At 30.7% G+C, this 24,819-nt stretch carries 15 protein-coding genes and 1 tRNA gene; 6 read left to right on the top strand and 10 right to left on the bottom strand.

What is annotated here, in order from left to right; genetic code table 11:
* Positions 1–53: 53 nt before the first annotated feature.
* Genes GGR97_RS09630 through GGR97_RS09615 form a run of 4 tightly spaced genes read right to left on the bottom strand, consistent with a single transcriptional unit; the run spans position 54 to position 6,639 of the window.
* Complete coding sequence (locus tag GGR97_RS09630; protein ID WP_167898307.1) at positions 54–3,506, bottom strand: efflux RND transporter permease subunit; 3,453 nt, start codon at positions 3,504–3,506, stop codon at positions 54–56.
* A gap of 4 nt (positions 3,507–3,510) precedes the next feature.
* The gene (locus GGR97_RS09625) at positions 3,511–4,644 is read right to left on the bottom strand and encodes an efflux RND transporter periplasmic adaptor subunit (RefSeq protein ID WP_167898306.1); all 1,134 of its coding nucleotides are present in this window, start codon (positions 4,642–4,644) and stop codon (positions 3,511–3,513) included.
* An 18-nt stretch (positions 4,645–4,662) separates the two neighbouring features.
* The gene (locus tag GGR97_RS09620; RefSeq protein ID WP_167898305.1) at positions 4,663–6,030 is read right to left on the bottom strand and encodes a TolC family protein; all 1,368 of its coding nucleotides are present in this window, start codon (positions 6,028–6,030) and stop codon (positions 4,663–4,665) included.
* Positions 6,031–6,039: 9 nt separating this feature from the next.
* Positions 6,040–6,639: a TetR/AcrR family transcriptional regulator gene (locus tag GGR97_RS09615; RefSeq protein ID WP_167898304.1), complete on the bottom strand. Its 600-nt coding sequence runs from the start codon at positions 6,637–6,639 to the stop codon at positions 6,040–6,042.
* A gap of 138 nt (positions 6,640–6,777) precedes the next feature.
* Here GGR97_RS09615 and GGR97_RS09610 point away from each other — a divergent pair, with 138 nt between their 5' ends.
* Both GGR97_RS09610 and GGR97_RS09605 read left to right on the top strand, forming a co-directional pair.
* The gene (locus GGR97_RS09610; RefSeq protein WP_167898303.1) at positions 6,778–7,749 is read left to right on the top strand and encodes a polyprenyl synthetase family protein; all 972 of its coding nucleotides are present in this window, start codon (positions 6,778–6,780) and stop codon (positions 7,747–7,749) included.
* Positions 7,750–7,810: 61 nt separating this feature from the next.
* Positions 7,811–7,884, top strand: a tRNA-Ile gene (locus GGR97_RS09605).
* Positions 7,885–8,234: 350 nt separating this feature from the next.
* Here GGR97_RS09605 and GGR97_RS09600 read toward each other — a convergent pair.
* The 4 genes from GGR97_RS09600 to GGR97_RS09585 form a co-directional block, all read right to left on the bottom strand.
* Positions 8,235–8,384 (bottom strand): hypothetical protein, encoded by a 150-nt coding sequence (locus GGR97_RS09600; RefSeq protein WP_167898302.1) that lies wholly within the window; start codon positions 8,382–8,384, stop codon positions 8,235–8,237.
* A 426-nt stretch (positions 8,385–8,810) separates the two neighbouring features.
* Entirely contained in the window at positions 8,811–9,395 is a 585-nt protein-coding gene (locus GGR97_RS09595) for a hypothetical protein (protein ID WP_167898301.1), read from the bottom strand.
* A gap of 88 nt (positions 9,396–9,483) precedes the next feature.
* Positions 9,484–13,566 carry a hybrid sensor histidine kinase/response regulator transcription factor gene (locus GGR97_RS09590; RefSeq protein WP_167898300.1) on the bottom strand — a complete coding sequence of 1,361 codons (4,083 nt, stop codon included), beginning with the start codon at positions 13,564–13,566 and terminating at the stop codon, positions 9,484–9,486.
* A 153-nt stretch (positions 13,567–13,719) separates the two neighbouring features.
* Positions 13,720–14,577 (bottom strand): T9SS type A sorting domain-containing protein, encoded by an 858-nt coding sequence (locus GGR97_RS09585; RefSeq protein WP_167898299.1) that lies wholly within the window; start codon positions 14,575–14,577, stop codon positions 13,720–13,722.
* Positions 14,578–14,803: 226 nt separating this feature from the next.
* Between GGR97_RS09585 and GGR97_RS09580 the strand changes: the two genes are divergently transcribed.
* Together GGR97_RS09580 and GGR97_RS09575 are read left to right on the top strand one after the other, a co-directional pair.
* Positions 14,804–17,596 (top strand): T9SS type A sorting domain-containing protein, encoded by a 2,793-nt coding sequence (locus tag GGR97_RS09580; RefSeq protein WP_167898298.1) that lies wholly within the window; start codon positions 14,804–14,806, stop codon positions 17,594–17,596.
* 28 nt (positions 17,597–17,624) lie between these two features.
* A complete protein-coding gene (locus tag GGR97_RS09575) occupies positions 17,625–19,964 on the top strand; it encodes a glycoside hydrolase family 42 (protein ID WP_167898297.1) in 2,340 nt (779 codons plus the stop codon).
* Positions 19,965–20,221: 257 nt separating this feature from the next.
* On the opposite strand, the gene GGR97_RS09570 is transcribed toward GGR97_RS09575, so the two are convergent.
* Together GGR97_RS09570 and GGR97_RS09565 are read right to left on the bottom strand one after the other, a co-directional pair.
* Entirely contained in the window at positions 20,222–21,028 is an 807-nt protein-coding gene (locus tag GGR97_RS09570; protein WP_167898296.1) for a hypothetical protein, read from the bottom strand.
* Positions 21,029–21,030: 2 nt separating this feature from the next.
* A complete protein-coding gene (locus tag GGR97_RS09565) occupies positions 21,031–21,546 on the bottom strand; it encodes a hypothetical protein (RefSeq protein ID WP_167898295.1) in 516 nt (171 codons plus the stop codon).
* 360 nt (positions 21,547–21,906) lie between these two features.
* Between GGR97_RS09565 and GGR97_RS09560 the strand changes: the two genes are divergently transcribed.
* The gene (locus tag GGR97_RS09560) at positions 21,907–23,472 is read left to right on the top strand and encodes a type I restriction-modification system subunit M (RefSeq protein ID WP_167898294.1); all 1,566 of its coding nucleotides are present in this window, start codon (positions 21,907–21,909) and stop codon (positions 23,470–23,472) included.
* Entirely contained in the window at positions 23,465–24,790 is a 1,326-nt protein-coding gene (locus GGR97_RS09555; protein ID WP_167898293.1) for a restriction endonuclease subunit S, read from the top strand. Before GGR97_RS09560 ends, GGR97_RS09555 begins: the two co-directional genes overlap by 8 nt.
* Positions 24,791–24,819 lie beyond the last annotated feature (29 nt).

Below are 24,819 nucleotides of genomic sequence, written 5' to 3'. Positions count from 1 at the left end.
ACAAAAAAGCCTGTGAAAATACACAGGCTTTTCTAAGAATTTTTAAAAGGAAATTATTTGTTCTTTACTCTAATTTTTATTTTGTGTAATAAGTAAAACATTACAGGTACAATAATTAATGTTAGGAAGGTAGCAAAGGTTAATCCAAAGATTACTGTCCATGCTAATGGTCCCCAGAAAATTACGTTATCACCTCCTACATAAATATGAGGATTTCCTTCGTTAAACAAAGCAAAGAAATCAATGTTAATACCTTGTGCTAAAGGAATTAATCCAATAACAGTAGTAATAGCAGTTAAAATTACGGGTCTTAAACGTGCTTTACCACCTCTTACAATAGCTTCGTAAGCATCTTTAATACCAATTACTTGTCCATCTGGAATTCCTAATTCTTCTGCTTTTCTATCAAATAATAACTGAGTATAATCTAATAATACTACTCCGTTGTTTACTACAATTCCGGCTAGCGATATAATTCCCATCATGGTCATCATAATAACAAAACTCATATTGGCTCCAATAATACCAAAGAATACTCCTGTAAAACTTAATAGAATAGCTACCATAATAATTGCAGGTTTGGTAATAGAATCAAACTGGAATACCAAGATAAAAGCAATTAAACCTAAACCGGTTAACAAGGCTCCCATTAAGAAAGACATTTGTTTGTTTTGCTCTTCTATTTGTCCTGTAAAATCAAAAGAAATTCCTTTTGGCGAGTTAAAACTAGCCATTTCTGTTTCTATTTGTTTTACCACAGCACCAGCATCTTTATAACCTGGGGCAAGAGCAGAATATACGGTTACGGTTCTAACTCCGTTTTTGTGTTTAATAGCACTAAAAGAAGATGTGTTTTTTTGCTTTGTTAAAGCAGATACTGGAACTTCTTTTATTTGTCCATCTATTTGACTACGGAAAATAACACTTTGGTTAAATAACAAGCTAGTGTTTGTTCTGTCTTCTTCTTTAAAACGAACATACATATCGTAATCTTCTCCGTTTTCTTTGTAAACACTTGCTTTCTCACCAAAAATAGAACGTCTTAATTGTTGAGCCACCATAACTACAGGCACTCCTAAAGCTCCTGCTTTTTGTCTGTCTACGGTAACTTCCATAGCAGGCTTAGATTTGTTTACGTCTATTTTTAATTCATCAACACCAGGAATATTTTTCTCAGCAATAAAAGATTGCATTTTCTCGGCTACATGAATTAGCTCATCATAATCTTCACCTTTAATTTCTATGTTAATAGGGTAACCAGCAGGAGGACCAACAGGATCTTTTTCAACAGAAATAGACAATCCTGGGAATTTACCTTTTAAATCTTCTAAAACCTTAACACGTAATTCTTCTGAGTCCATTCCTCTTCTGAATTTATATTCGCGCATAGAAGCTGTAATTTTAGCTCTGTGTGGCATTTCTGCGTTCCCCACTTCTGTTTGTGGATTTCCTGCACCCATACCTACTTGCGATACGGCAGATTCTACTAAAAAGTTGTAGTCTCCATCCATATACATAGGGTCGTTTAAGACTTTGTATACACGGCTTTCTACTTGCTTAGTAATTGCATTTGTTTTGTCTATATCTGTTCCTTGTGGGTATTCTAAATAAACCACAATTTGGTTGGGTTTGTTGTCTGGGAAAAATTCTACTTGAGTTCTTCCAGAACCTACAGACATTCCAAAAAGTATGAATGAAGCAATTAGTAAGAAAAAAGTTCCTCCTAAAAGTACATAAGGTCTCCAGCTGCTTAAAGAAAAACGTAAGGCTTTTTCGTATGAGTTCTCAAAAGCGGTTAATATTTTTTCTTGAAAATATACCGCTGCATTTTTTACAAATAAACGATAAGCCCAAAACAATGCTGCTGTTGCAACCATTACACTACCTAGACCGTGCATAGCACCACCAAAAAGCATAATAGGAACACCAAATACACATAAAATTAGAGATAGTCTAATTAGTTGTTTATAAGATAATATACGTTCATCAATACTCATAAATTGAGATACCAATACCGAATTAAAGAAAATGGCTACAAATAATGATGAACCCAATACAATAGATAAAGTAATAGGGAAGTAAATCATAAATTGTCCCATCATTCCTGGCCATAGTCCTAAAGGAATAAAAGCTGCTACAGTAGTAGCTGTAGAAATAATAATAGGATAAGCAATTTCTCCAATTCCTTTTTTAGCGGCTTCGGTTCTAGACATTCCTTCTTCGTCCATTAAACGATATACGTTTTCTACCACCACAATACCGTTATCTACCAGCATTCCTAGTCCCATAATTAATCCAAAAAGAATCATGGTGTTCATGGTGTATCCAAGTCCATCAATAATCATAAAAGACATAAACATAGACATAGGAATGGCAAAACCTACAAACAAGGCATTTCTAAATCCTAAGAAAAACATTAATACGGTAACTACTAATAGAATACCAAAAATGATGTTATTTACAAGATCATCTACTTGATTTAGGGTTTTAGAAGATTGATCATTACTAGTGGTAATGGTTAAATCTTTAGGAACCGTATTGTCTTCTTGAATGGTGCTTAAAATTTTGGAAATTTTTTCAGCAGCCTCTACCATGTTTTTACCTGCACGTTTTTTAACGTCAAGCATTACAACATTGTGTCCCCATTCTCTGGCAAAAGTGGTTCTTTCTTTGTCTTTAAAATAAACTTGGGCAACATCTCTTAAGTAAACAACACCACCTTGTCTTTTTACAACAAAGTCTTTTAGCTCTTTAGGATCTGTTATTTCTCCTAAAATTCTAATGGTTCTACGTTGTCCGCTTGCAATTAAGTTACCTGCAGACATGGTTACGTTTTCTTGTTTAATGGAATTGATAATATCATCAAAACTAACCTGCATAGCCATCATTTTGTAAATGTCTACGGCTACTTCCACTTCTAATTCTTGAGCACCTCTAATGTCTACATATTTAATTTCGTCTAACTCTTCAATTTCATCTTGAATGGTTTCTGCAAACAATTTTAATTGATCTACAGGATAATCTCCCGCAATGTTGATGTTTAGAATTGGAGTTTCTTCTGATATATTTAAATCAAATACAGCAGGGTCTACTTTAGCTCCGTTAAAGGTTGGCCAATCTTCTCCGGCTTTTACTCCATCAACTTCATCTTTGGTTTTTTGCTTAGCTTGACTTACGGTAATGTTCTCATCAAATTCTATAATGATGATTCCGTAATCTTCCTGAGAGGTAGATGTAATTTTAGTTACATTACTTATATCTTGAAGTTTGTCTTCAAGTGGATCTACAATTAATCTCTCTATATCTTCTGCAGTGTTACCTGGGTATACTGCGTTGATGTATATTTTAGTTTCCTTAATTTCTGGAAAACTTTCTCTAGGCATGCTATTATAAGCAGATAGCCCTAAGATTAGAATTAATGCACACAACACATACATGGTGGTTTTGTTGTTAATTGCCCACGATGACAGTGCAAATTCTTTAATGGTTTGTTTTATTTTAGCCATAGTCTTATTTGTTTAAGATCTTAACGTGTTGACCTTCTCTAATGGTTCTAGCCCCTTCTATAATTACTAAAGAATCTGCTGTAAGTCCTTCTAAAACCTCAATATCGTTTTTGTCTGTTTTTCCTGTTTTTACAAAGTTTTTATGTGCTACATAATTGTTTCCTTCTTTAACAGCTACATATACATATTCTTCGTTTTTTTCGTTTTCAGAAAGAATACTTTGTGGAATTAAAATAGCGTTTTCGCTTTTATAATCATTCACCAACAAACGAACAGTCATGTTTGGTTTTGCGTTAATTCCTTTAGGAACTTCCATTTCAATTTTAAACTTTCTGTTGTTAGGGTTGATAAAGTTTCCTGCTTGTGTAATTACGGTTTCTGTTTCTTTGTCTAACACAGGAAAAAATGCTTTTACTTTTTTACCTTCATCAACAAAACGAACAAAAGTTTCAGGAATTTCTGCACTAATAGTCATGTTGTTTAAGTTAATTAAACGTGTAATTGGTGTTTGACCTGGAGCTACAAAAGAACCTGCTTCTGTAATAATATCATCAATAACACCTGCAAAAGGAGCTGTTACGTTAGTTTTGCTTAATTGTACTTTTAATTGTTCTACGGCTTTAGATTGAGCTTCGTAAGTAGTTTTAGCTTGTAAAAACTGAATTTCTGATCCAATTTTTTGAGCCCATAAACGTTCTTGTCTTTCAAAAGTTGTTTTAGCTAAAGCTGCACTTGCTTCTGTTTGTGCAATTTGTTCTTTTAAACCAGAATCATCAATAATAGCCAATACTTGTCCTTTGGTTACTTTTTGACCTTCTTTAACTAAAATACTTTTTAACTGACCACCCATTTCTGGATATAGAATTAAATTCTGCTTAGTTTCTACGTTTCCTTGAATTTCTACAAAGTGATTAAATAATGTAGGAACGGGTTTGTGTGTAGAAACCAATGCTAATTTTTTAATGGTGTCTAATTCTACCAAAGCATCGTCTAATAGTTTTAAGTTGGCAACTACTACACTTCTTTGTTCTTTAATTTGTTTTATGTCTCCTTCGGCAATAATATCATTAATGCTCTTTTCTTTAGATCCACATGCAACAGCTGTAATTGCTAAAATGGTATATATAAATTTTTTCATGATTCTATTTTATAGCGTTTAGTTTTTTAATGCTTTTAATTCAGCCTCTTTGTTAATAACATTTACCATAGCTTGTAAATATTCTTGTTGGCTGCTGTATAGTTGTATTTGTGCTTGTCTTAGTTCAAAACTACTTGCAATACCTTCTGTGTATTTGGTGTTGTTTTTTCTTTCAATTCTTTCTGCTAAATTTAAATTCTTCTTTTTATTGTTTAAAGTGTTTAGCGCTAATTGAAGTTCAGTTTTTGCTTTTTCTATAGTTATTTTAATTTCTTCTTTGGTGTTTTCTAATTCGTTTTGAGAAATTTTCCAATCTATTTTAGCTCTTTTAATTCTTGCAATACTTTTAAAAGAAGAAAAAATAGGAATGTCTAATTGAAATCCGAAAGTGGCAGTTCCAAACCAAACTTGATCTTTCTTAAAAAATCTAAATTCATCATTGCTAGATGGATCTGATTGTCCAAAGTAACCTGCGTTTAAATAAGAACCGATACTAGGTAGTTTTCTTGCCAATTCTAATTTGTACAACAATCGTTTAGATTCAGTAGTGTTTTCTGCAATTTTGTAATCAATATTTTTGAATACAGAAATTTCTTCGTTTTTAGTGCTTGATAAAGAAATTTCATCAGCCAAAATATTTAAAGAATCTGCAATGGTAATGTTTTGAGTAGTATCATATCCCATTAATAACTTTAAAAAGTTTTTAGATATATCTTCTAAATTATGAAGGTTTTCTAAATTGTTATTTAAATCATTTAAGGTTAATTGCAATTGCTCTAAATCTTCTTCTTCTACAAAACCATTGGTTAATAATGCTTTTGTTTCTTTAATATTATCAGTTAAGTTTTTGATGTTTTTTTCTAAAATAAGAATGCTTTCTTTGGTTAATAAGGCATTGTTATAGGCACTAACCACAGCTTTTTCTATTTCTTTATCTGTTTTTATTTTTGCATTGTTAGAAATTTCTAAGAATACTTTAGCAGATTGTAATCCTACAATATAAGATCCATCAAAAATTAATTGTGTAAGTGTAACACTAGGTGTTGCTTTGTGTTTAGGGAAAAAGAAAGCAGGGCTAAAAGAACCAGGTTCTGGTGCTGCTGACAATGCACTAGGTCTAATAAATGAATTAGAGTATTCTAATTTAGCATCTATTTGTGGTAAACCTGTAGCAATGGTTTCCCATTTTTGTTTTTCTGCTGCTTTAATACTTAGGCTAGCATTTTTTACTTGCCTGTTGTGTTGTAAAGCGTACTGAATAGCTTCGTTTAAGCTAAACTCTGTTTTTAAGGTTTCTTTTATAGGCTCCTGTTGTTGAGAATTCGCTTGTAAGGGAATTATCAAATATGCCAGGAAGCATATAAAAATAATAGCGTTTTTTTTCATAGTTTTTTTTTATTTGTTGTTTAGTATTTGTTCTAGTGTTTCCATTCCTTTTGGGGTTGATATTGATCGTAAATGATATTCTAAATAATTATTCATTAGCCATTCTTTGTTGTATTGGTTTGATGGGAAGGTGTCTTCGTTTTTAATACCAATCATTCCAGTAAAATAAACACGAGCTATAAAATCAATGTTTAAATCGCTTCTATACAAACCATCTTTAATACCCCTTTCTAAATTTTTAGTTACACAAACTAGCATACTGCTAAATTGTTTTTTATTTAAATTTTCAAAAATATCTGGGTAAAATTTTTGAAGTTGGTACTGAGGAGAGGTGTGCTCTTTTTTTAATACATTGTTTACAAACTGTTTAATGTCAAAAAGCTCTTCTATAGCATTCTGGTTTTTTTCACAAATAGCTTCTATTCCCGTATTTATAATCTCAAACATATACAATGCAACAGATTCTACTAATTTCTTTTTGGTAGAAAAATGATTGTATAATGTTTTTTTAGAAATGGTTAGTTCGTTAGAAATATCATCCATGGTAACACTCTTGAATCCGAGGTTCAAAAACATTTCAGATGCTTTCTCAAGTATTTTACATTTCATATATCGCTTTATTTTTAGGCCACAAATATACATAAGGAAACTTTAGAAACAAATTAAGTTTCCAAAGTTTAATATAAAATTTAAGTTAGGTTTTTGTAAAGTCTAGTATTGTTTTACTTTTACTTAAAAAAACATCACTTGGATTTATCAAATTTTAGACAATCGTTTTTAGCTTTCTTAGAAAAGGAGGTTACCGTAAAAGAACCCGTAAGTTTATACAAACCTGTAGATTATATCCTTCAGTTAGGAGGAAAACGAGTAAGACCATTGTTGGTGTTAATGAGTATTGATGCCTTTGGTAAAGATTACAAGCAAGGATTGCATGCAGCTTTGGCTATAGAGGTATTTCATAATTTTACTTTATTACACGATGATATTATGGATGATGCTCCTTTGCGAAGAGGACAACAAACCGTACATGAAAAGTGGGATGTAAACACCGCAATTTTGTCTGGAGATGCTATGATGATTTTAGCCAATCAGTATTTAGAGGTGTATGATGGTGCTATTTATAAGAAATTGATGCAATTGTTTCAGCAAACAGCCTTAGAGGTTTGTGAAGGACAGCAATATGATATGGATTTTGAGAAACGTATGGACGTTACCATCCCTGAGTATATTGAAATGATTAAATTAAAAACCTCTGTATTAGTAGCAGCAGCTTTAAAAATGGGAGCTATTATAGCGGGAGCTTCTGATGAGGATGCCACTGCTTTTTATAAATATGGATTAAATTTAGGTTTGGCTTTCCAATTACAAGATGATTATTTAGATGCTTTTGGAGATCCTGAAACATTTGGAAAACAAATAGGAGGAGATATTATAGAGAATAAAAAAACGTTTTTGGTTTTAAAAGCTGAAAAAAGTTTGCAAGGTGATGATTTGGAATTATTCCAAAATTATTATGCGAATGATGTAGATAATATTGATCAGAAAATTAATGATGTTAAGCTTTTGTTTGAAAAAAGCGGAGCTGTACAGGCTATTAAGCAAGAAATAACAGATTATACCAACAAAGCTTTTAAAGTTTTAGATTCGGTTACTATATCAGAAGAGGCTAAAAATCAACTAATTGCTTTTGGTAATTATTTAATGGGTAGAAAAGCTTAAATATAAACTCATAAAAATATTTGTGAGATTGTAAAAATATAGTAAATTTGCCACCGCTTTAGGTCTCATAGCTCAGCTGGTTAGAGCACCTGACTCATAATCAGGGGGTCCATGGTTCGAGCCCATGTGGGACCACTACTTAAAGCCTAAAACCCCAGTTTTTACTGGGGTTTTTTATTTTTAGGTGTCAGATAGGGTGTCAATTATTTTAATTGCTTTAAATAAACCATATGTCACTGACAAGATTACTGATTTTTACTTCTTTGTTATATATGACAGAACAGTATGTTATATGAAAGAAAAAGGTTAGTAAAACTACTCATCCATCCTTTTTGAGAACGTTATTTGTAATGTTGATTTTAGAAAAAATATAAAATTTCACAAATTCAACCTACCTACCTGCCGTCTTTTTTGTTGAGTGAATTTATTTGTTAGTTGTAGTGCTTGTTATTTAAGTTTCTTTATATGTGACTGTTAGGTTTTTTTTAATCCTCATATTTTTCAAACCTAAAATTTTGAGCCATAGGAACGGCAGGATGAGTACAGGCAGGTTTGTCTATGGTAAAAGAACTAATGTAGGTTTCATCAATTAAAAATTCCCAATAAATAGATACGTAAATAGCATCGTATCTCATAGAGGTATAATAAATGCTGTGTATGGTGGCATACAAAGGTTCTTCTCCGTACTTTGCCTTGTAATTGCTTTTAAAAATTCTTCAAATGCGGTAGCAGAAATCAGTTTGCCTTCTAAAATCTGTTTAGAAAAACAACCCGAGTTTGCAAGTTTCCTTACCAGACAATTACTTTTCTCCTGAAAATCTTTTTCTCCAAATCTAACCTAAATAATAATTATTTGTCGAATTTTGAGGTGTCCTAAAAAGGAGAAGGCTACATTATATTTTATAAGACGACTTTTTTCTATTTGGCTCAAATACATTAAAAAAACGAGCTGATTATAAAGATATAATCGGCTCGTTTTTATGAAGTGTAAAAAAGTAGAATGCTAAATGAAAGAAAAAGCTTCCGAAATCAACCTACCTACCTGCTTTCTTTTTTACAATTTAATTGAGTTCTTGGAATGTTATGTCATCTACGTATATAGTGATGTTTGATTTAGGCTTAGAGTAATAACTTACACTGCTCCATAGTTTTTTATCAACAACAGGAATTCCATTAAATTTAGCTGTTACTTTTGTCCATTCACCTACCTTAACTCTTTTTAAGTTTAAGTTGGCTACAACCTCTTTACCACCTGATTTTTGAAGACTAATACCTAATTTTCCAGAAGGAGTTCCTGACGGAATGTAGAACCAAGCACTTACAGAATAAGATTTTTTAGACAGAACTTGTATGTCACCTTCTTTTCCTTGTTTAGATCTCCAAGTTTGGAGTTTTCCAGATTTGTCTTGTTTGCTAAAGTCCATTTTACAGCTATATTTTCCAGAGTGTACATATTCAGATGATAGTGTAAAACCAGCATCTTGGGTCCATGCAGTAATAATATCAGCAGTTCCTCCATTATATTTAACTTTTTTATCCAATTCAAAAGACCATGCTTCTTTGTTGTAATTAATTTGTGAATTCATTTGACTATAAAAGACTAGGGTAAATAGTACAAGTAAATTTTTTAACTTTAATCTTTTCATTTTTATTTTGTTTTTAAATTAATTAGAATTCAATAATATTCTAATCTTAAAAAAAGCATGTAGTATTGCGTAAAATAAATGTCTTTTTTTATTGTTTTAGAATTGAAGAGGCGTATTTGCTAGGTGGAATGTTGTATTGGTCTTTAAAGATTTTTATAAAATGAGTTCTGCTTTTAAAACCAGTCATCATGTAAACTTCGTTTACTGTTAGTTTTTGTTGTGATAAAAGTTCTGCAGCTTTCTTTAGACGATATTTTCTTAATAGCTCATAAGGAGTATGATTGGTTAAGGCTTTTACTTTTTTAAAAAAATAAGTTCTATTCAGGTATAAATCTTTAGCTAGTTGATTTATGTCGAATTCTTGATTTTCTATTTTTTCTTCCATCATAAAAAATAATTTTTTTAAGAATAAATCGTCGTTTTGATTGGTTTTTGTATGATCTAAAGGAATTCCTATTTGATAACGTTCTCTAAGTTGTTTACGATTAATTAATAAAGCTTCTATAGAGTTTGTTAAGAAATTAAGACTAAAAGGTTTTTTTATATAAGCATCTGCACCGCCTTTAATTCCTTGTATATGATCTTCTATTTTAGTTAAAGCAGTAAGTAAAATTACAGGAATATGACTTGTTTTAAAATTAGATTTTACTTGATTACATAATTCTAAACCATTCATAATAGGCATTTGGATATCGCTAATTATAATTTCTGGCCATTTATCTTCTAAAGCATCCATGCATTCTTTTCCATTGCTAAAAGAATTTATAATATAAAAACTACTAAGCACGGAAGATACATACTCTCTCATTTCTGTATTGTCTTCCACATAATAAATTAAAGATTCAGAAAACTCTCCACTTAGATCGTCAATATCATCTTGTTCATTTATTATATCAGTAAGCTCAATTTCTTCTTCTATAGGTAATAATATTGGTTTTGCATATTCTTCGTTTATAACATCATGTAAAATAGGTAATTCAATATAAAACGTAGTTCCTTTATTTATTTCACTTTTCACATTAATAGACCCGTAATGTATTTCCGTAAGCTGTTTTGTGAATGCTAGCCCAATTCCAGATCCTTGGTAAAAATTATTACGTCCATTTTTAGATTGAAAAAAACGCTCAAAAATATGTGGTAAATCATTTTTATTAATCCCTTTTCCGTCATCATGTACTTTAAGGTTTAAATTGTTATCAGACCAATAGTAGCTAAGGGTTATTGTGTTGTTTTTTAGGGTGTATTTAAAAGCATTGTTTAATAAATTATTAATTATTTTTTCAATCTTATCTTTATCCGCAGATACAATTAATGTTTTTTTTGGGGGGATTATATGGAAGTTTTTATGGTCATTAATTGCAAGTTGAGTAAAATCTTGAGTAATGGATTCTATAAAATCATTAAAATTAAATAATGAGTAATTTACCTTTAATGTATGAGCATCTGCTTTTCTAAAGTCATGGATTTCATCTATTAGTTTTAATATTTTGGTAGTTTGTCTTTGTATAATTTGAAGTCTTTTGATAGTTTTAGGATCATCTTTATTATATGTTAAACATTCCTTTAATGGCTCTGAAAGTAGTGTGATTGGGGTTTTTATTTCGTGAGATATGTTAGAAAAAAAGGTTAGTTTATCTTCGTTGTTTTTTTTAAGTGCGTTTTTTTCTAATTTTTCTATTTGAACATTATGATTCAGTTTTTGAAATCTTAAAATAATATAGATTGTGATTACAATAACACTAATAATTAAAATAATATAAATAAAATAAGCTAAAGAGGTTTGCCAGATAGATGGAGAAATAGTAAAATGTAATTTTTTTGTAGGGCTCCAAGTTCCTGATGCGCTAGACACTTGGGCTAATAGTGTATATTCTCCTGGCTGTAACCCTGCATAAGTTATATTTTTTTGACGAGATGTTATTTCTGTAAAACGGTTGTTAATGGGGTGTAATTGATATCTAATTAAATGATTTTTACTATCTGAAAAATGCAAGCTGGTAATATCAATAGAAAGTACATTTTCGTTATGTTTTAAATTTATTTGATTGTTAAGATTGATGTTTTTTGAGATTAAAACCCTATTATTAATAGTATCGTTTGGAGTTACTTTTTTATCAAATAATTTGAAATTTTCGAATTGGAATAGAGGTATTTTGTTTTCAATATTAATTTTTTTAGGATTAAAAAAACAAAAACCATTTAAACCAGAAAAAACAAAAAAGTTGTTTTTTAATTTTACAGTTGAATACCAAAAATCTTGAAATTCTAAACCGTCTAGTTTGTTAAGTTTAAAGAATATTTGTTTGTTAATATCAAATTTATTGAGTCCTATATTAGTAGAAATCCATAAATTTTGATTTTGGTCAAAAAGTATATTTTTTACAACGTTGTTAGACAGCCCGTCTGCTTCTGTAAATTGGGTGAATTTAGGTTGTGTAAAACTGTTTTCAACTTTACAAATTCCGCCACCTTCGGTTCCAATCCATAAACTGTTATTAGGTAGTCTAATAATACAACTTACAAAGTTACTACTTATAGCATTGGATGAATTTTGTTGAGTATATTGAGAAATTTTACTTTTTTTAAGAGATGTATTATTGGAATAATTAACTCTAAACAAACCTTTAGTTTCGGAGCCTATCCATATAATTTCTTTTAAGGGATCTGCATAAATGGTTCTTAAAGGACCGGTGTTTTTGCCTTTAAAGAATGTGTTGTTGCATAGTTTTTCTAAGCTTTTAACACAATGAAATTTATTTAGGCTTAGTTGGTAAACAGTATTGGTGCTAGCAATCCATATATTACCATTTAAGTCTTCTGTGTAGCTTTGGATTTGTATAATAGGTATGTGTTTGTCTAGTATTATTTTTTCTAGGAACTCACCATTTTCGTTCAAATGAAAAATGGTATGATCATTAAAGTAATTTAGCCAAAAATGTTTTTTTTTATCTCTATATATACCGTAAATTTTTTGTTTTGATTTTCTTAGAAAAGTAAAAGGAATTTTTTGTTCTTTTTGGGTTTTAGTGTTGTATAAGCTAAGTCCATTAATGTTGTCGGTAATTAATATTTTGTTTGTATCGTATTCAGATATAAAAGAAATCATACCAAATTTTTCATTACTGTATTTATTGTAGCCCACATGATGAAAATTATTTGGTTTGGTGTTAAATTTATAAACCCCCTTATCAAAAGTAGTGTACCAACAGTGTTTGTTAGACGACAACATGAGAGAACTTGAACGCAAAATTTCGTAATTATCATTAAATGAACGGAGTTCTTTTTTAGTGATTATTTTTTTAAAATCAGAAACAGGAAATTTTTTAATTCCTCCAATTATACCTCCCACCCATAAATTTTGATAGCCATCCATCATCATGCTATTGGCTTGTATTTCATTCAAAGAAGTATGTTCTTTTGTAAACTTAAATGTAGAGTCTATTTTTTTAAAGTTTACAAGAGTTACTCCTTTAGTTTCCGCAATAAATAAATGATTTGCATCTAATTTTAACAATGTTCTGGAATAAGTAATTTCATTTACCACTTGTTTAATACTTTGTTCTTTTTTAGAATATAGTACTAAACCTACAGAAGTTGTAAATAATATATGATTAGAATCTAACTCAACTCCGTCAGAAAAGAGAATGTTTTTATTACTTGTAGAAAAAATTCTTTTTATAAAACGATAATAATTGTCAAAAATTAAAATACCATTACCTTCTGTAGCACAAACAATGGTATTATTAGATGGAATAATTTTTCTAATAATAAAATTATTCACCTTGTTTATAGAGTCAAGAGGGAGGTCCAACTTTTTAAAAGATTCTTTTTCGTAATTGTAAACGGTTACTCCGTTATCGGTGCCTATCCAAATATTTCCATTAAAATCTTCACTTAGTGTTCTAACTCTATTACTAGTTAAAACAGTTTTTTTGGAAGTGTTTTTAAAAGTTGTAATTTCATATCCATTATACTTGTTTAATCCATCATAAGTCCCAAACCAAATAAAGCCTCTACTGTCTTCTAAAATAGAGGTAACCCCATTATGTGCTAATCCATTTTCTATGGTTATTTTATCTATGTATTTGATATCTTTTTTTTGACCAATACATAAATAAGAAAATAAGAATAAAAAAAATAAAGGCACTATTTGTCTATGGAAATTTCTCATTTTAAAATAATTTTTACAATGTTAATTTAAAAACAATAAAAAATAGATGTGGAAGTATCTTAATTGTGATAAAAACAAATAACACCTATTTATAAAACCTTTATAAGTAAGATTCTATAAATAGATGTTAATAATAGTATAGTAAGTTATTGTTTAGTTTGCAATAATTTTTTTAGTAATGGTGTTTCCTTGATAATTAAGTTTACAGATATACATGTTTTTTGATAATGTAGAAATATCTATAATGTTATTTTTTTCTGTAATATCAATGGTTTTAATTTTAGAACCAAGCACATTAAAAATTTCTAATTTAGAACCTTTAGGAGCTGTAATATTAAGTTTAGAAGTATTATAATTTACTGCTAAATTAAAGATGTCTTTATCTAGCCTATTTGCACTCAAAGTTGATGTTTCTACAATAGAAATATCATCAACAAAAATTTTAACATTGCCAGTTGGTAAGGTACTAAAATTAACAGAAGACCAATAATCTTCTTGGGGTACGTTTTGATCAAAAGAAATACTAAACTTAGTCCATGTATCTGTAGGAACGGTGTTTAAGGGGATACTTAATTGATTATATTGTCTTCCGTTAGAACCTTGTGAAGTAATTCTTAAATTTCCATCAGTAGTAGCATTAATATATATGTATGCAGACAATGTATAGTTTTTTGTAGTGGCACTAGCGATATAATCATAGTTTGTTTCTCCATTTACGTTAGCTCTCCATCCTTGTAAACTTGGAGTCTCTCCAGGTATTGAAGAAGAAAAATCAGCAAGTAAACTATAGGTACCTGTTCTGGCCTTTTCATCTGATTGTATAAAACCGTCATTTTGAGTAATAGCATCTACTATATTTCCAGGAGATGATGCACCGTTATGTGTTCCGCCACTAGTCCACTGAACGTTTGTCAATTCAAATCCATAAGCATCAGTATTAAACCCTGCAATTTGCGAGGACATTGTAAATACAGGGATAATCGTAAGAGCTAAAAGTGTAATTTTTTTCATAATGTAAAATTCTTATTATTAATAATGTTCTACAAAACAAATTAATAAAGAAAGTTTCAGTGTCTTTTTAAGTGAAAATATTGTCTGTTTATACATGAAAATGATTGTAAATCAGTTTTATTATCTGTTTTGATCCAAACTATAAAAGACTATTTATTGATGATAAGAGACATTGTTTGTTGAGCTATAGTTTACATTTATTAACTATAATTTTATAAAAATACATATGATAACAAACTATATAAATTATGTAAGTCTTGTTTTATTTTTTCTTACCTCTTTGGGTGGTTATTCCCAAGATCTAAGACAACAGGTTCTTGATAAAATTTCTCAATTAAAAATAGTTATTGATAAAGCTGAGAATGAGAATTTAAATGTAGAGAAAGAAAAAATGACTTTGCGAACGGCAGAAGTTTTCCTTAGATATTCTGATTGGGATGAAAATAACATAGAAAAAAATAAGACTCAATTTGGAATTATTACTACCTATAGAAACAACAAACAAGATAAGAAAGGTAAAAACTTGGATCAAGTAGCGAATTATGTTCCTCAGTTTGAAAGAGAACAAATATTAGAAATTACTACTCAAGCTATCACTAATATTCAAGAACTTCAAGTAGGTACTTTAGTCCGCCCAAATTATAGAACAATTGATTATAGTAAATTAAAGGTTGTTAATGATGGTCAACAAGAAATAATTGTAGAAAATGTTAACGGACTTAATGTCCCAACGTTCTATTATGATTACACTTTTAAGCCTGAATCAGTATTATTAGATATTGATAATAAAAATTCAGCTACACTTAGTTTAAATGAATTTCACGGAAATACACCAGACTTGTATTTAACTTCTACGTATTTAAAATCAGATAATACGTTAAAAAATGGATTTACATGGAATTTAAATTCTAGAATTGGAAGTAATTCAAACATTAGTAGAGTGTTTATAGATCTAAGATCGGTACCAGATTATATTGCCAATGATTATGTAAATACAAAAAATGATAGTAAGTCTGTATATGCAGGACAACGCTTGTTTGTAGGATATGATATTGATAACTCTATAGTTCACAATAGTTTGTTGCAATTGTTAGATAAAGCAATACCCGCGTACAAAAGTAAAGCGAGTGAAACTTTAGGATATATGATGGCAAATGAACCTCATTTTGCTACCATAGAAAAAGATTATTTTACTCCTAATACAACGGGTAATCAGCAAAGTAATTGTGATTTGAACCCTACATGTAACAATCACCTAATTTCTTATGCAACTATGCAGAAGTTTGAAACGTATTTAAAAAATATATACGGTGATACATTGGAAGGATTGACACAATTAAATAAAAATTGGTTTGGTAATGAAACTTCAAAATATTTAACAAGTTTTGATGAAATTCCAGGTGTGTATACTCCAAATTCGGAAGCCAATTTCTCATTAGATTTTCCTATAAAAAATGTAGAGGTTGGAACACCAAAAGTGTACGATTGGTTTCGTTTTAACAACTTAAGAGTTACAAATTGGTTTAAATCTATACACGATAAGATCAAAGAAAAAGATCCAAAAGCACGTACACATATAAAACTTATTCCTTTATTTTTTAGTTCTAGAGCTACAAGAGATGCAGGTTTAGATTTTGAAGCACTACAAGAGGTTCAGGAAATTATAGGAAACGATGCTGATATGAATCAGACGTTAATGAGTGGCAAAACAGAAAAATGGATGGATAGATATAATTTTCATTGGTCCGAAATGGCTATCAGTTTTGATTTTTTAAGTTCTGTAAAACCTAATGCAATTAATTTTAATTCAGAAAATCATTATGTTTCTACCTCTCAATTTAGAGATTTGTATTTAGAGCCATCTTACGTAAGAGCTGCTTTTTGGACGGGTTATATGTTGGGAGAAAACGTGAGTCATATTTGGTATTGGCCAAGAGAAGAAGATGGTTCTATAAGAAAAGGAAGTATAGGGTCGGATTCTGGTTATGCAGCAAGTCTAATTCATCAACCAGCTATTGTAAATGAAATAGGAAATGTTTTTTATGATATGAATGCTTTTGCATCAGACATCTATAAAATTCAAAATGCACGTAAGTCTATTCGTATTTTTCATTCAGAAACATCAGCAATTAATGTTCCAAATCATATGGAGCACGAATTAGAGTTGTATGAAAAATTATTTTTTGATGGAATACCCATAGGTTTTGCAACTCAAAATATTATAGAAAAACAAGATCAGTCTAATTGGGATGTAGTTATTGTAAACAAAACGCCTTTTGTTACAGATAAAGAAATTACGGCATTGCAAAATTATTTAAATCAAGGAGGTACTGTTGTTTTAGACAATAAAAGCTTGTTAAAGAATGAGTATGGAATAATTAGAAATGCGACATTGAACACAACTAATGGGGGACGTTTGTTGTATTTGTCTGATTTGAATAGTATTAGGGCTAAGGTAATAGAAATTGTAGAAAACAAAGGAAATAGAAATGCTGTAACAGTTATAGAAAATAAAAATATAGATAAACGTGGTTGTTTTTGGAGAAGTATTAAAAAGAATTCTGACAATTCTTACATAGTAAGTATTGTGAATATGGGTAAAGACAATGCAACTACTAATCTTGGGTTAAATGGTTTTAACAATGTAAAGGTTAAAAATTTATTAACTAACAAAAATATGGGAACTGAAATAATAATGAAACCGAACGATGCTTTATTGTTAGAGTTACGTTCAAACAATTCTTTAACAAGTAGTAATGAAGACAACACAGAAGGGAGTGTTCTTGTAGATATTTATCCAAATCCTATAGATAATAATCAATTAAACGTAAAAATAAACAGAGAGTTTATACATGGTCAATTAAAAATATTTAATTACTCTGGAAAGATGGTTAAAAAACAGAAATTTAAAACTACTACTCTTTTAACGGCTAATTTACCAGAATTAACATCAGGATCTTTTGTAGTAGAATTGTATTTGGATAGTTATAAATACACTAAAAAGATTATCAAATTATAAAGTATTACAAATTTAACAATTAGAATATATGATTAGAATTAACAAACCCTATCTTTTAGTAATGCTGTTATTTGTGCAGTTTTTTTCTGTAAATGCTCAAGAATTAAACAAACAAGCAAAGAAAAAAATTACACAACTAGAAAAATTAATGACCAAAGCCCAAAAAAAAGGGTTTGATGTTACAAGAGAAGAAACCATTGTTTGGTTTTCAAAAGAGTTTTTAAAAATAGCCAAGTGGGATGAAAATCATACCGATTTTATTCAGGAGTCTTTTGAAAAATTTACCCCAATAAAAGGAGACAAAGCTCAAATGGCTAAAGAGCTTCCAGAGTTTGAGAGAACAAAAGTAATTGAGATTTTAGACCAAGGTATTGACAATCTTACAAAAGTAGTGAAAGAAACCATTGTAAGAAGACCTGTAAGAAAAGTAGATTGGGAACGCATAAAGGTTGAAAATGATCAGTTTACCAGTAATGGGAAACCAATATTTTTATATGATTATTTTTCAAAATCAATGGGAAACCCTACTTCTGATCCCAGTATTTATAACGATCATTTAGGAAATATAGACCATATTGGAGGTTTTGCATCTAGTTCTTTAAAAGAAGACAGAACTTTTAATGCATATGCTCTTAACAAAGCTATCCATCATCCTAATACCAAAGCAGGATATCTTTTACTTTGGAATACAAATGTTCCTAAATGGATTAAAGAACAAGAACCAGAAGTAACCAAAGGAAGGAGTACTTTTGTTGGTTTTGATATTGATAACCCGCTAATGCGTGATGTTTGGAGCGATATTATAAAAAAAGCAGGAGAGATAACCAAAGGAAAAAAAACAGTGCAATTGGGATACATATTGGCTAATGAACCACATTGGTTTTCTGAAAAAGGGAGTTGGGCTTATAAGCTAGGTGAAATGAATGACCTTTCATCGTATACTCTAAAAAAATACAAGCATTGGTTAAGTGTAAAGTATAAAAACAATATTACTAAACTTAATCAAAACTGGAACACAAACTTTAAATCGTTTGATGATGTAGCTTTTGAGTTTCCATTAAGAAAAGAAACAAAAGGAACACCGTTAAGGTACGATTGGGATCGTTTTAACATGGATAGAGCAATAGAGTGGTTTGCTTTTTTACAAACAGAATTGCACAAAACCAATCCGAATGGAGATACGCATATAAAATTACAACCGCACTTTTTTTCGGATGATGATCGTTCTCATGGAATTGATATAGAATCGCTTACTGAACTGACTACAATGATTGGTGATGATGCCAAAACTAGAGAAAAAGATATGCGATACAATAGAACAGAACCATGGGAGAAACATTATTCGTATCATTGGGAAGAGCTTTGTGTTTCGTACGATTTTATGGAATCTGTAGCTCCTGAAAAAATACATGTAAATTCAGAAACCCATTTTTTGTCTAGTGTTGCTTGGCGTAAATTAGACACCTCTCCAGAGTACATTAGAAATAATTTTTGGTTGGCAACTTTGTTTGGAATGGATGCTGGTTTGTCTTGGTTTTGGGCTAGAGATCCAGATGGTTCGCCAGAAGCAAGATTCGAAAATAACGTTCACTCTTCGGACAATGCCTTACAGAAATCTTTTGCAGCTTCGGTAAATATGCAACCTCAGGTAGCCAATGAACTTACGCAGGTAATGATGGATTTGAATAGTTTTTCAGAAGAAATAATGGCTCTACGTCGTCAAAGAAGACCTATAAGGTTGTTTCATTCAGAAACATCAGCTATCAATAAAAAACATCATATGTCAGAACAATATCCTCTTTATGAATCGTTATTTTTTGAAGGTTTTCCTGTAGGTTATGCAACCGAAAAAATTATCAAAAAGCAAAACCATAAAAATTGGGATGTCGTTTTGGTTTACAAAACACCATATGTTACAGATTCTGAATTTGATGAACTTCAGAAATATTTAGATAATGGAGGAACTGTTATTTTAGACAACAAGACTAGTCTTTCTATGGACGAATATGGTCATAAACGTTCACAGACTTTAAAAAATAATAAAGGAAAATTACACGTTTTAAACACTAACAAACATCAAGATTTAAAGACATTGGCATTGCAATTGGTAGATACCAAGTTGCCAAAAGTTGTTTTATCAGAATCTAACGAATTGGCACAAAAAGGATGTGTATGGAGAGTTGCTCCTAACGGAAAAGGTGGCTATATGATGACAATTGTGAACCTAGGTAAAAATAAAGCACAATTAAAAGTATCTATGAAAAACGGAGACACTGTAAAGTGTACAAACATGCTTACAAGAGAATCTTTAGGAACTAATTTTGAACTTGGTGTGCATGGTGTTTTGTTGTTAGAAATAGAAAAGTAATCAATCTTTTTAGTTAGATAAACACTTTTGTTAAAGTAAGTTTTGGAGGTAATTAAAAACATAAAAAAACACTTTAATAAAAGTGTTTTTTTATGTTTTTTTTTAATACTTAATCACTGTATTTAAGATTGATGAAGGGAATAGAAGTAGTCTAGTTTTTTATATTTGCATTCTAAAATCTGTTTAGAAATTTGATGTGTACAACTAATAACTCGTCCTTTTAATTTGGGGAATTCTTCTTTTGCGTAGTTCATCGTTTAAATTGTTTTAACATCTCTAAAATCATCTACAAAAGCTAATGAAGGGGTTTTTTGAATAGTTTGTTTTTTCTGAGGGGCTTTGTGTATGTTTAACAGGGCAATATTTGTCAATTGTTTGCCAGCGTTTTTTTCAATTAAATTTTTTAAATCTTTCCAGTATACTTCATACTCAACTCCCTGTGTACAACAATTTCCAGCATCGTCTATAAAATAACAAAAAGTTCCTCCTAGTTTTTTAGTGTAATAATGCAAACTTTCTCGGTAAGATTGTAGTCTCTTTAAGGTGTTAAAATCCACTTTGTATTTTTGTTCATCATAAAAATCTCTAAAATAATACCACCTGCTAAAGTATTGCATATCATTTTCTATAAAATCTTTATAGATATACATACTTTGTATGTGATCTACTAAATGGTATTGACTTTCTTCTATTTCCAATAGATATTGAGGATATTCAAAAGAGTTTATTTCTTTTTCTACATTTTGCTGTGTAGGGTTTCCGTAAAACGATAATTCATACTTTGGGTTTGTTAAAATATCTTTCCCAAAGGTGGTGTACAGTAATTTTTGTTGGTATTTTTCATCATACAAAACAAAAGTTCTTAGCTTAGGGTTGTTAACAAGATTTTCTAAAACCACAAATTCTTCTGTAGGTTTTATTCCTAATAGTTCACAATGTTTTTTATTGCTATAATATCCGTAGGTAATATTTACGGGTAACCTTTTAAAAAGATCTTTAGCCAAAGTGACTACATTACTAGTGTCTAGGTTGTGTTTGCTATAAGTACAAATATCTACTCCCATGCTTATCTGTTTTTAGTGTACCATTTTTTAAACTGATGATAGGCTTTGGTAGGAAATTCTTTAGAAGTATTTTTTAAATATTCATCAAAAGGTGTTTTGTGCTGTTCTTTTAAAATATTATTAACAGTAGTGATTAAAGGAAACCAAGCGGTTTGTCCACACATTACAATTTTATAATTCCACTCATCATCATCTACATCGTTCTCAATAGCACTACAACCAGGTTCTTCTTCTATAAAATCTAAAGAAGTTAAAGGATTAGGGTTGTGTAAATATTTTCTTAGCTCGTAACGAATATGGTGATGGTTTGTTTTTTTAAAGATCAAATAATAGTCTCCAGGTTCTTTGTAAAAATAAATATAGCTTTTGCCATGTTCCTTTAATTCATAAAGCATTTCTATAAAATCACTCAAACAAAATCTATCATTACTAAAAACATAGTCTTGTTTAATAAAGCCATCTGTAAAACAAAATTGCATCCATTGGTTTGAGGTTTGGTTAAGTGTGATGTGTAGCATGATATCTGTTATTTAAACAAACTTAAAAGCATTAAAAAACCCATCAAAATAAATAAGCATTGCATAAAACCTTTGGCAAAGCCTTTACTAAAAGTAAATACAGGGTTTTCATCTTTTTTTTGAAGCACTATCAATCCCACTAATAGTATAGGTAGTATAAGCATCTTTTTCTTTTTTTAAAACAAACATATAACACACAAGTGTTGTATAGCTGCACAAATATTAATTGCATTCTATATGCACATATCTATCGTTTTTTATGAAAAGCAGTTAAAAAGCATTCAACTATCTCAAATGACTTTGTATCTTTATGTTTTAACAATTGTTATAATTACTTTACATAAACAACACAACATATAAATGGCTAAAACATCTGTAGCTAAAAAGCAAAAATCCATAGAAGAAACGCTGTGGGATTCTGCCAATAAATTAAGAGGAACCGTAGAAAGTTCGGAATACAAACACGTAGTATTAGGATTAATTTTCTTAAAGTTTTCTAGTGATAAATTTGAAGAACGCAAAAGAGATTTAATAGCCGATGGAAAGGAAGCTTATGTAGATATGAAGGAGTTCTACAACATGCACAACGTATTCTATTTACCTACAGAAGCTCGTTGGAGTTTTGTAATGGAACATGCCAAGCAAGATGCTATTGCATTGATTATAGATACTGCTTTGCATACCGTAGAAAAAAACAACCCGAGTTTGCAAGGTGCCTTGCCAGACAATTACTTTTCTCGTTTAAATATGGATGTAAGTAAACTGTCTGCCTTGTTAGATACCATTAACAATATAGATACCATTGCCGATAAAGAAAATGATATTGTGGGTAGGGTGTACGAATATTTTTTAGGAAAATTTGCAGCTACCGAAGGAAAAGGAGGGGGAGAGTTTTACACCCCTAAGTGTGTGGTAAATTTAATAGCAGAAATGCTAGAGCCTTACAAAGGTAAAATTTACGATCCTGCTTGTGGTTCTGGTGGAATGTTTGTGCAATCTATAAAGTTTGTAGAAAGCCACAATGGAAGCAGTAAAGACATTTCTATTTACGGACAAGAATATACTGCTACTACCTACAAACTAGCCAAAATGAACTTGGCTATTCGTGGAATTTCTGCCAATTTGGGTGATGTACCCGCAGATACTTTTTTTAAAGATCAGCATCCAGATTTAAAAGCAGATTACATTATGGCAAACCCACCTTTTAACCAAAAGGATTGGAGAGCTAGTAACGAATTAACCGATGATCCTCGTTGGCAAGGTTATGAGGTGCCTCCTACAGGAAATGCCAATTATGCTTGGATTTTAAACATGCTGTCTAAATTATCTGCCAACGGAACGGCAGGTTTTGTGTTGGCAAACGGTGCTATGAGTAGCAATACCTCTAGAGAAGGAGTGTTGAGACAAAAAATGATTGAAAACGATTTGGTAGATTGTATGATTGCCCTACCAGGACAATTGTTTTACACCACACAAATTCCTGTTTGTTTGTGGTTTATGACTAAAAATAAAGAAGAGCAAATTTTTGAAGATAGTACTCGCAACCACAGAAACCGCAAAGGAGAAACCTTGTTTATAGATGCCCGTAACCTAGGAACCATGGTAGACCGTACACATAAAGAATTAACTACGGATGATATTGCCGAAATTACCAAAACCTACCACGCTTGGAGAGGAGAAAGTAAAGATGGTGTGTACCAAGATGTTTTAGGGTTTTGCAAAAGTGCTACGCTACAAGACATTGTAAAAAACGATTATGTGTTAACGCCAGGTAGATATGTAGGAGTTGCCGAAGAAATAGGAGATGGCATTCCGTTTGAAACCAAAATGGGGTCATTGACCCGTTTGTTATTTAAGCAAATGGAACAAAGCCAAACTTTAGACCAAGCCATTAAAGACAATTTAAAACTTTTGGGCTATGAGTAAAGAGTGGAAAGAGGTTGTTTTAGAGAACATATCGAAGTTATCGTATGGGAAAATGCCTAAAAAAGAATATTTAGGTACTGGTGAATATCCAACCTTTTCTGGGTATAAATATCAATACAAATATCCTGTTAAAAATGTTAATAAAGGTGATGTGATAGTTGTTGCCAGAGGTGTTGGAGGAACTGGTGATGTTAAGTTGGTTAAAGAAGATTCTTATTTGACAAACCTTTCAATAAAGTTTGAATTTGATAATTCGATTATTAGTAATAAGTATTTTTATTACTTTTTTCAAAAAAATAACTTAAAATATTTGGATAGTGGGTCAGCTCAATCACAAATAACAATAGGTGATTTAAATAAGGTTTGTATTAACCTCCCACCCCTAGCAGAGCAAAAAGCCATTGCTAAAATATTAGGAGATTTAGATGCTAAAATAGAGCTAAACAGAAAAATGAACCAAACCTTAGAAAACATGGCACAAGCCCTGTTCCAAAGTTGGTTTGTAGATTTTGATCCTGTACTAGACAATGCTTTGGCGGCTGGAAATCCCATTCCAGAACCTTTACAAGCCAAAGCAGAAATCCGTAAAAAAATAAGGTTATCAAGCGGAGTCGAGACACCAAAAAAACTCCAAAAACTATTTCCAAGTACTTTTGTGTTTAACGACACTTTAGAAAAATGGATTCCTGAAGGGTGGGAGGTGAAGAGTTTAGCTGAATTGGTGAATTTGATTGGAGGAGGAACGCCAAAAACATCAGTAGAAGAATATTGGAATGGAGATGTTCTATGGTTTTCTGTAGTTGATGCCCCAAGAGATTCAGATGTATTTGTTATAGATACTGAAAAGAAAATAACTCCTTTAGGGGTAGAAAAATCATCAACAAAAATTTTAAGAAAAGGAATTACAATAATTTCAGCTCGAGGAACTGTTGGTAAGTGTGCTATTGTAGGGGTTCCAACGGCAATGAATCAATCTTGCTATGGAGTAGAATCTAAAACTGATAATCAAGATTATTTTATTAATTTATTGTTGAGAAAAATGGTTTCAGATTTACAGGGAAAGAGTCACGGATCTGTTTTTAGCACTATAACAAAGGATACGTTTAAAGCAATTCAAGTTGTTGTTCCTGATTTATTAATTATAAACGATGAATTCGAACGTCTTATAAGTCATTCGTTTGAAAAGATTAAATCAAATTTGTTTCATTCCCAAGCACTCATTCAACAAAGAGACGTATTGTTGCCTCAGTTGGTATCGGGTAAAGTAAAAGCACCACAAAGTTTGGTGGAGCAAATGGAAAAGGAGTTGGAGAAATAAAAAGGGTTTAAGAATTTCGTAGATATAAA

Source organism: Wenyingzhuangia aestuarii, from assembly GCF_011927765.1.
In the GTDB taxonomy this organism is placed as follows: domain Bacteria; phylum Bacteroidota; class Bacteroidia; order Flavobacteriales; family Flavobacteriaceae; genus Wenyingzhuangia; species Wenyingzhuangia aestuarii.
This window is presented reverse-complemented; position numbering and strand designations above follow the sequence as displayed.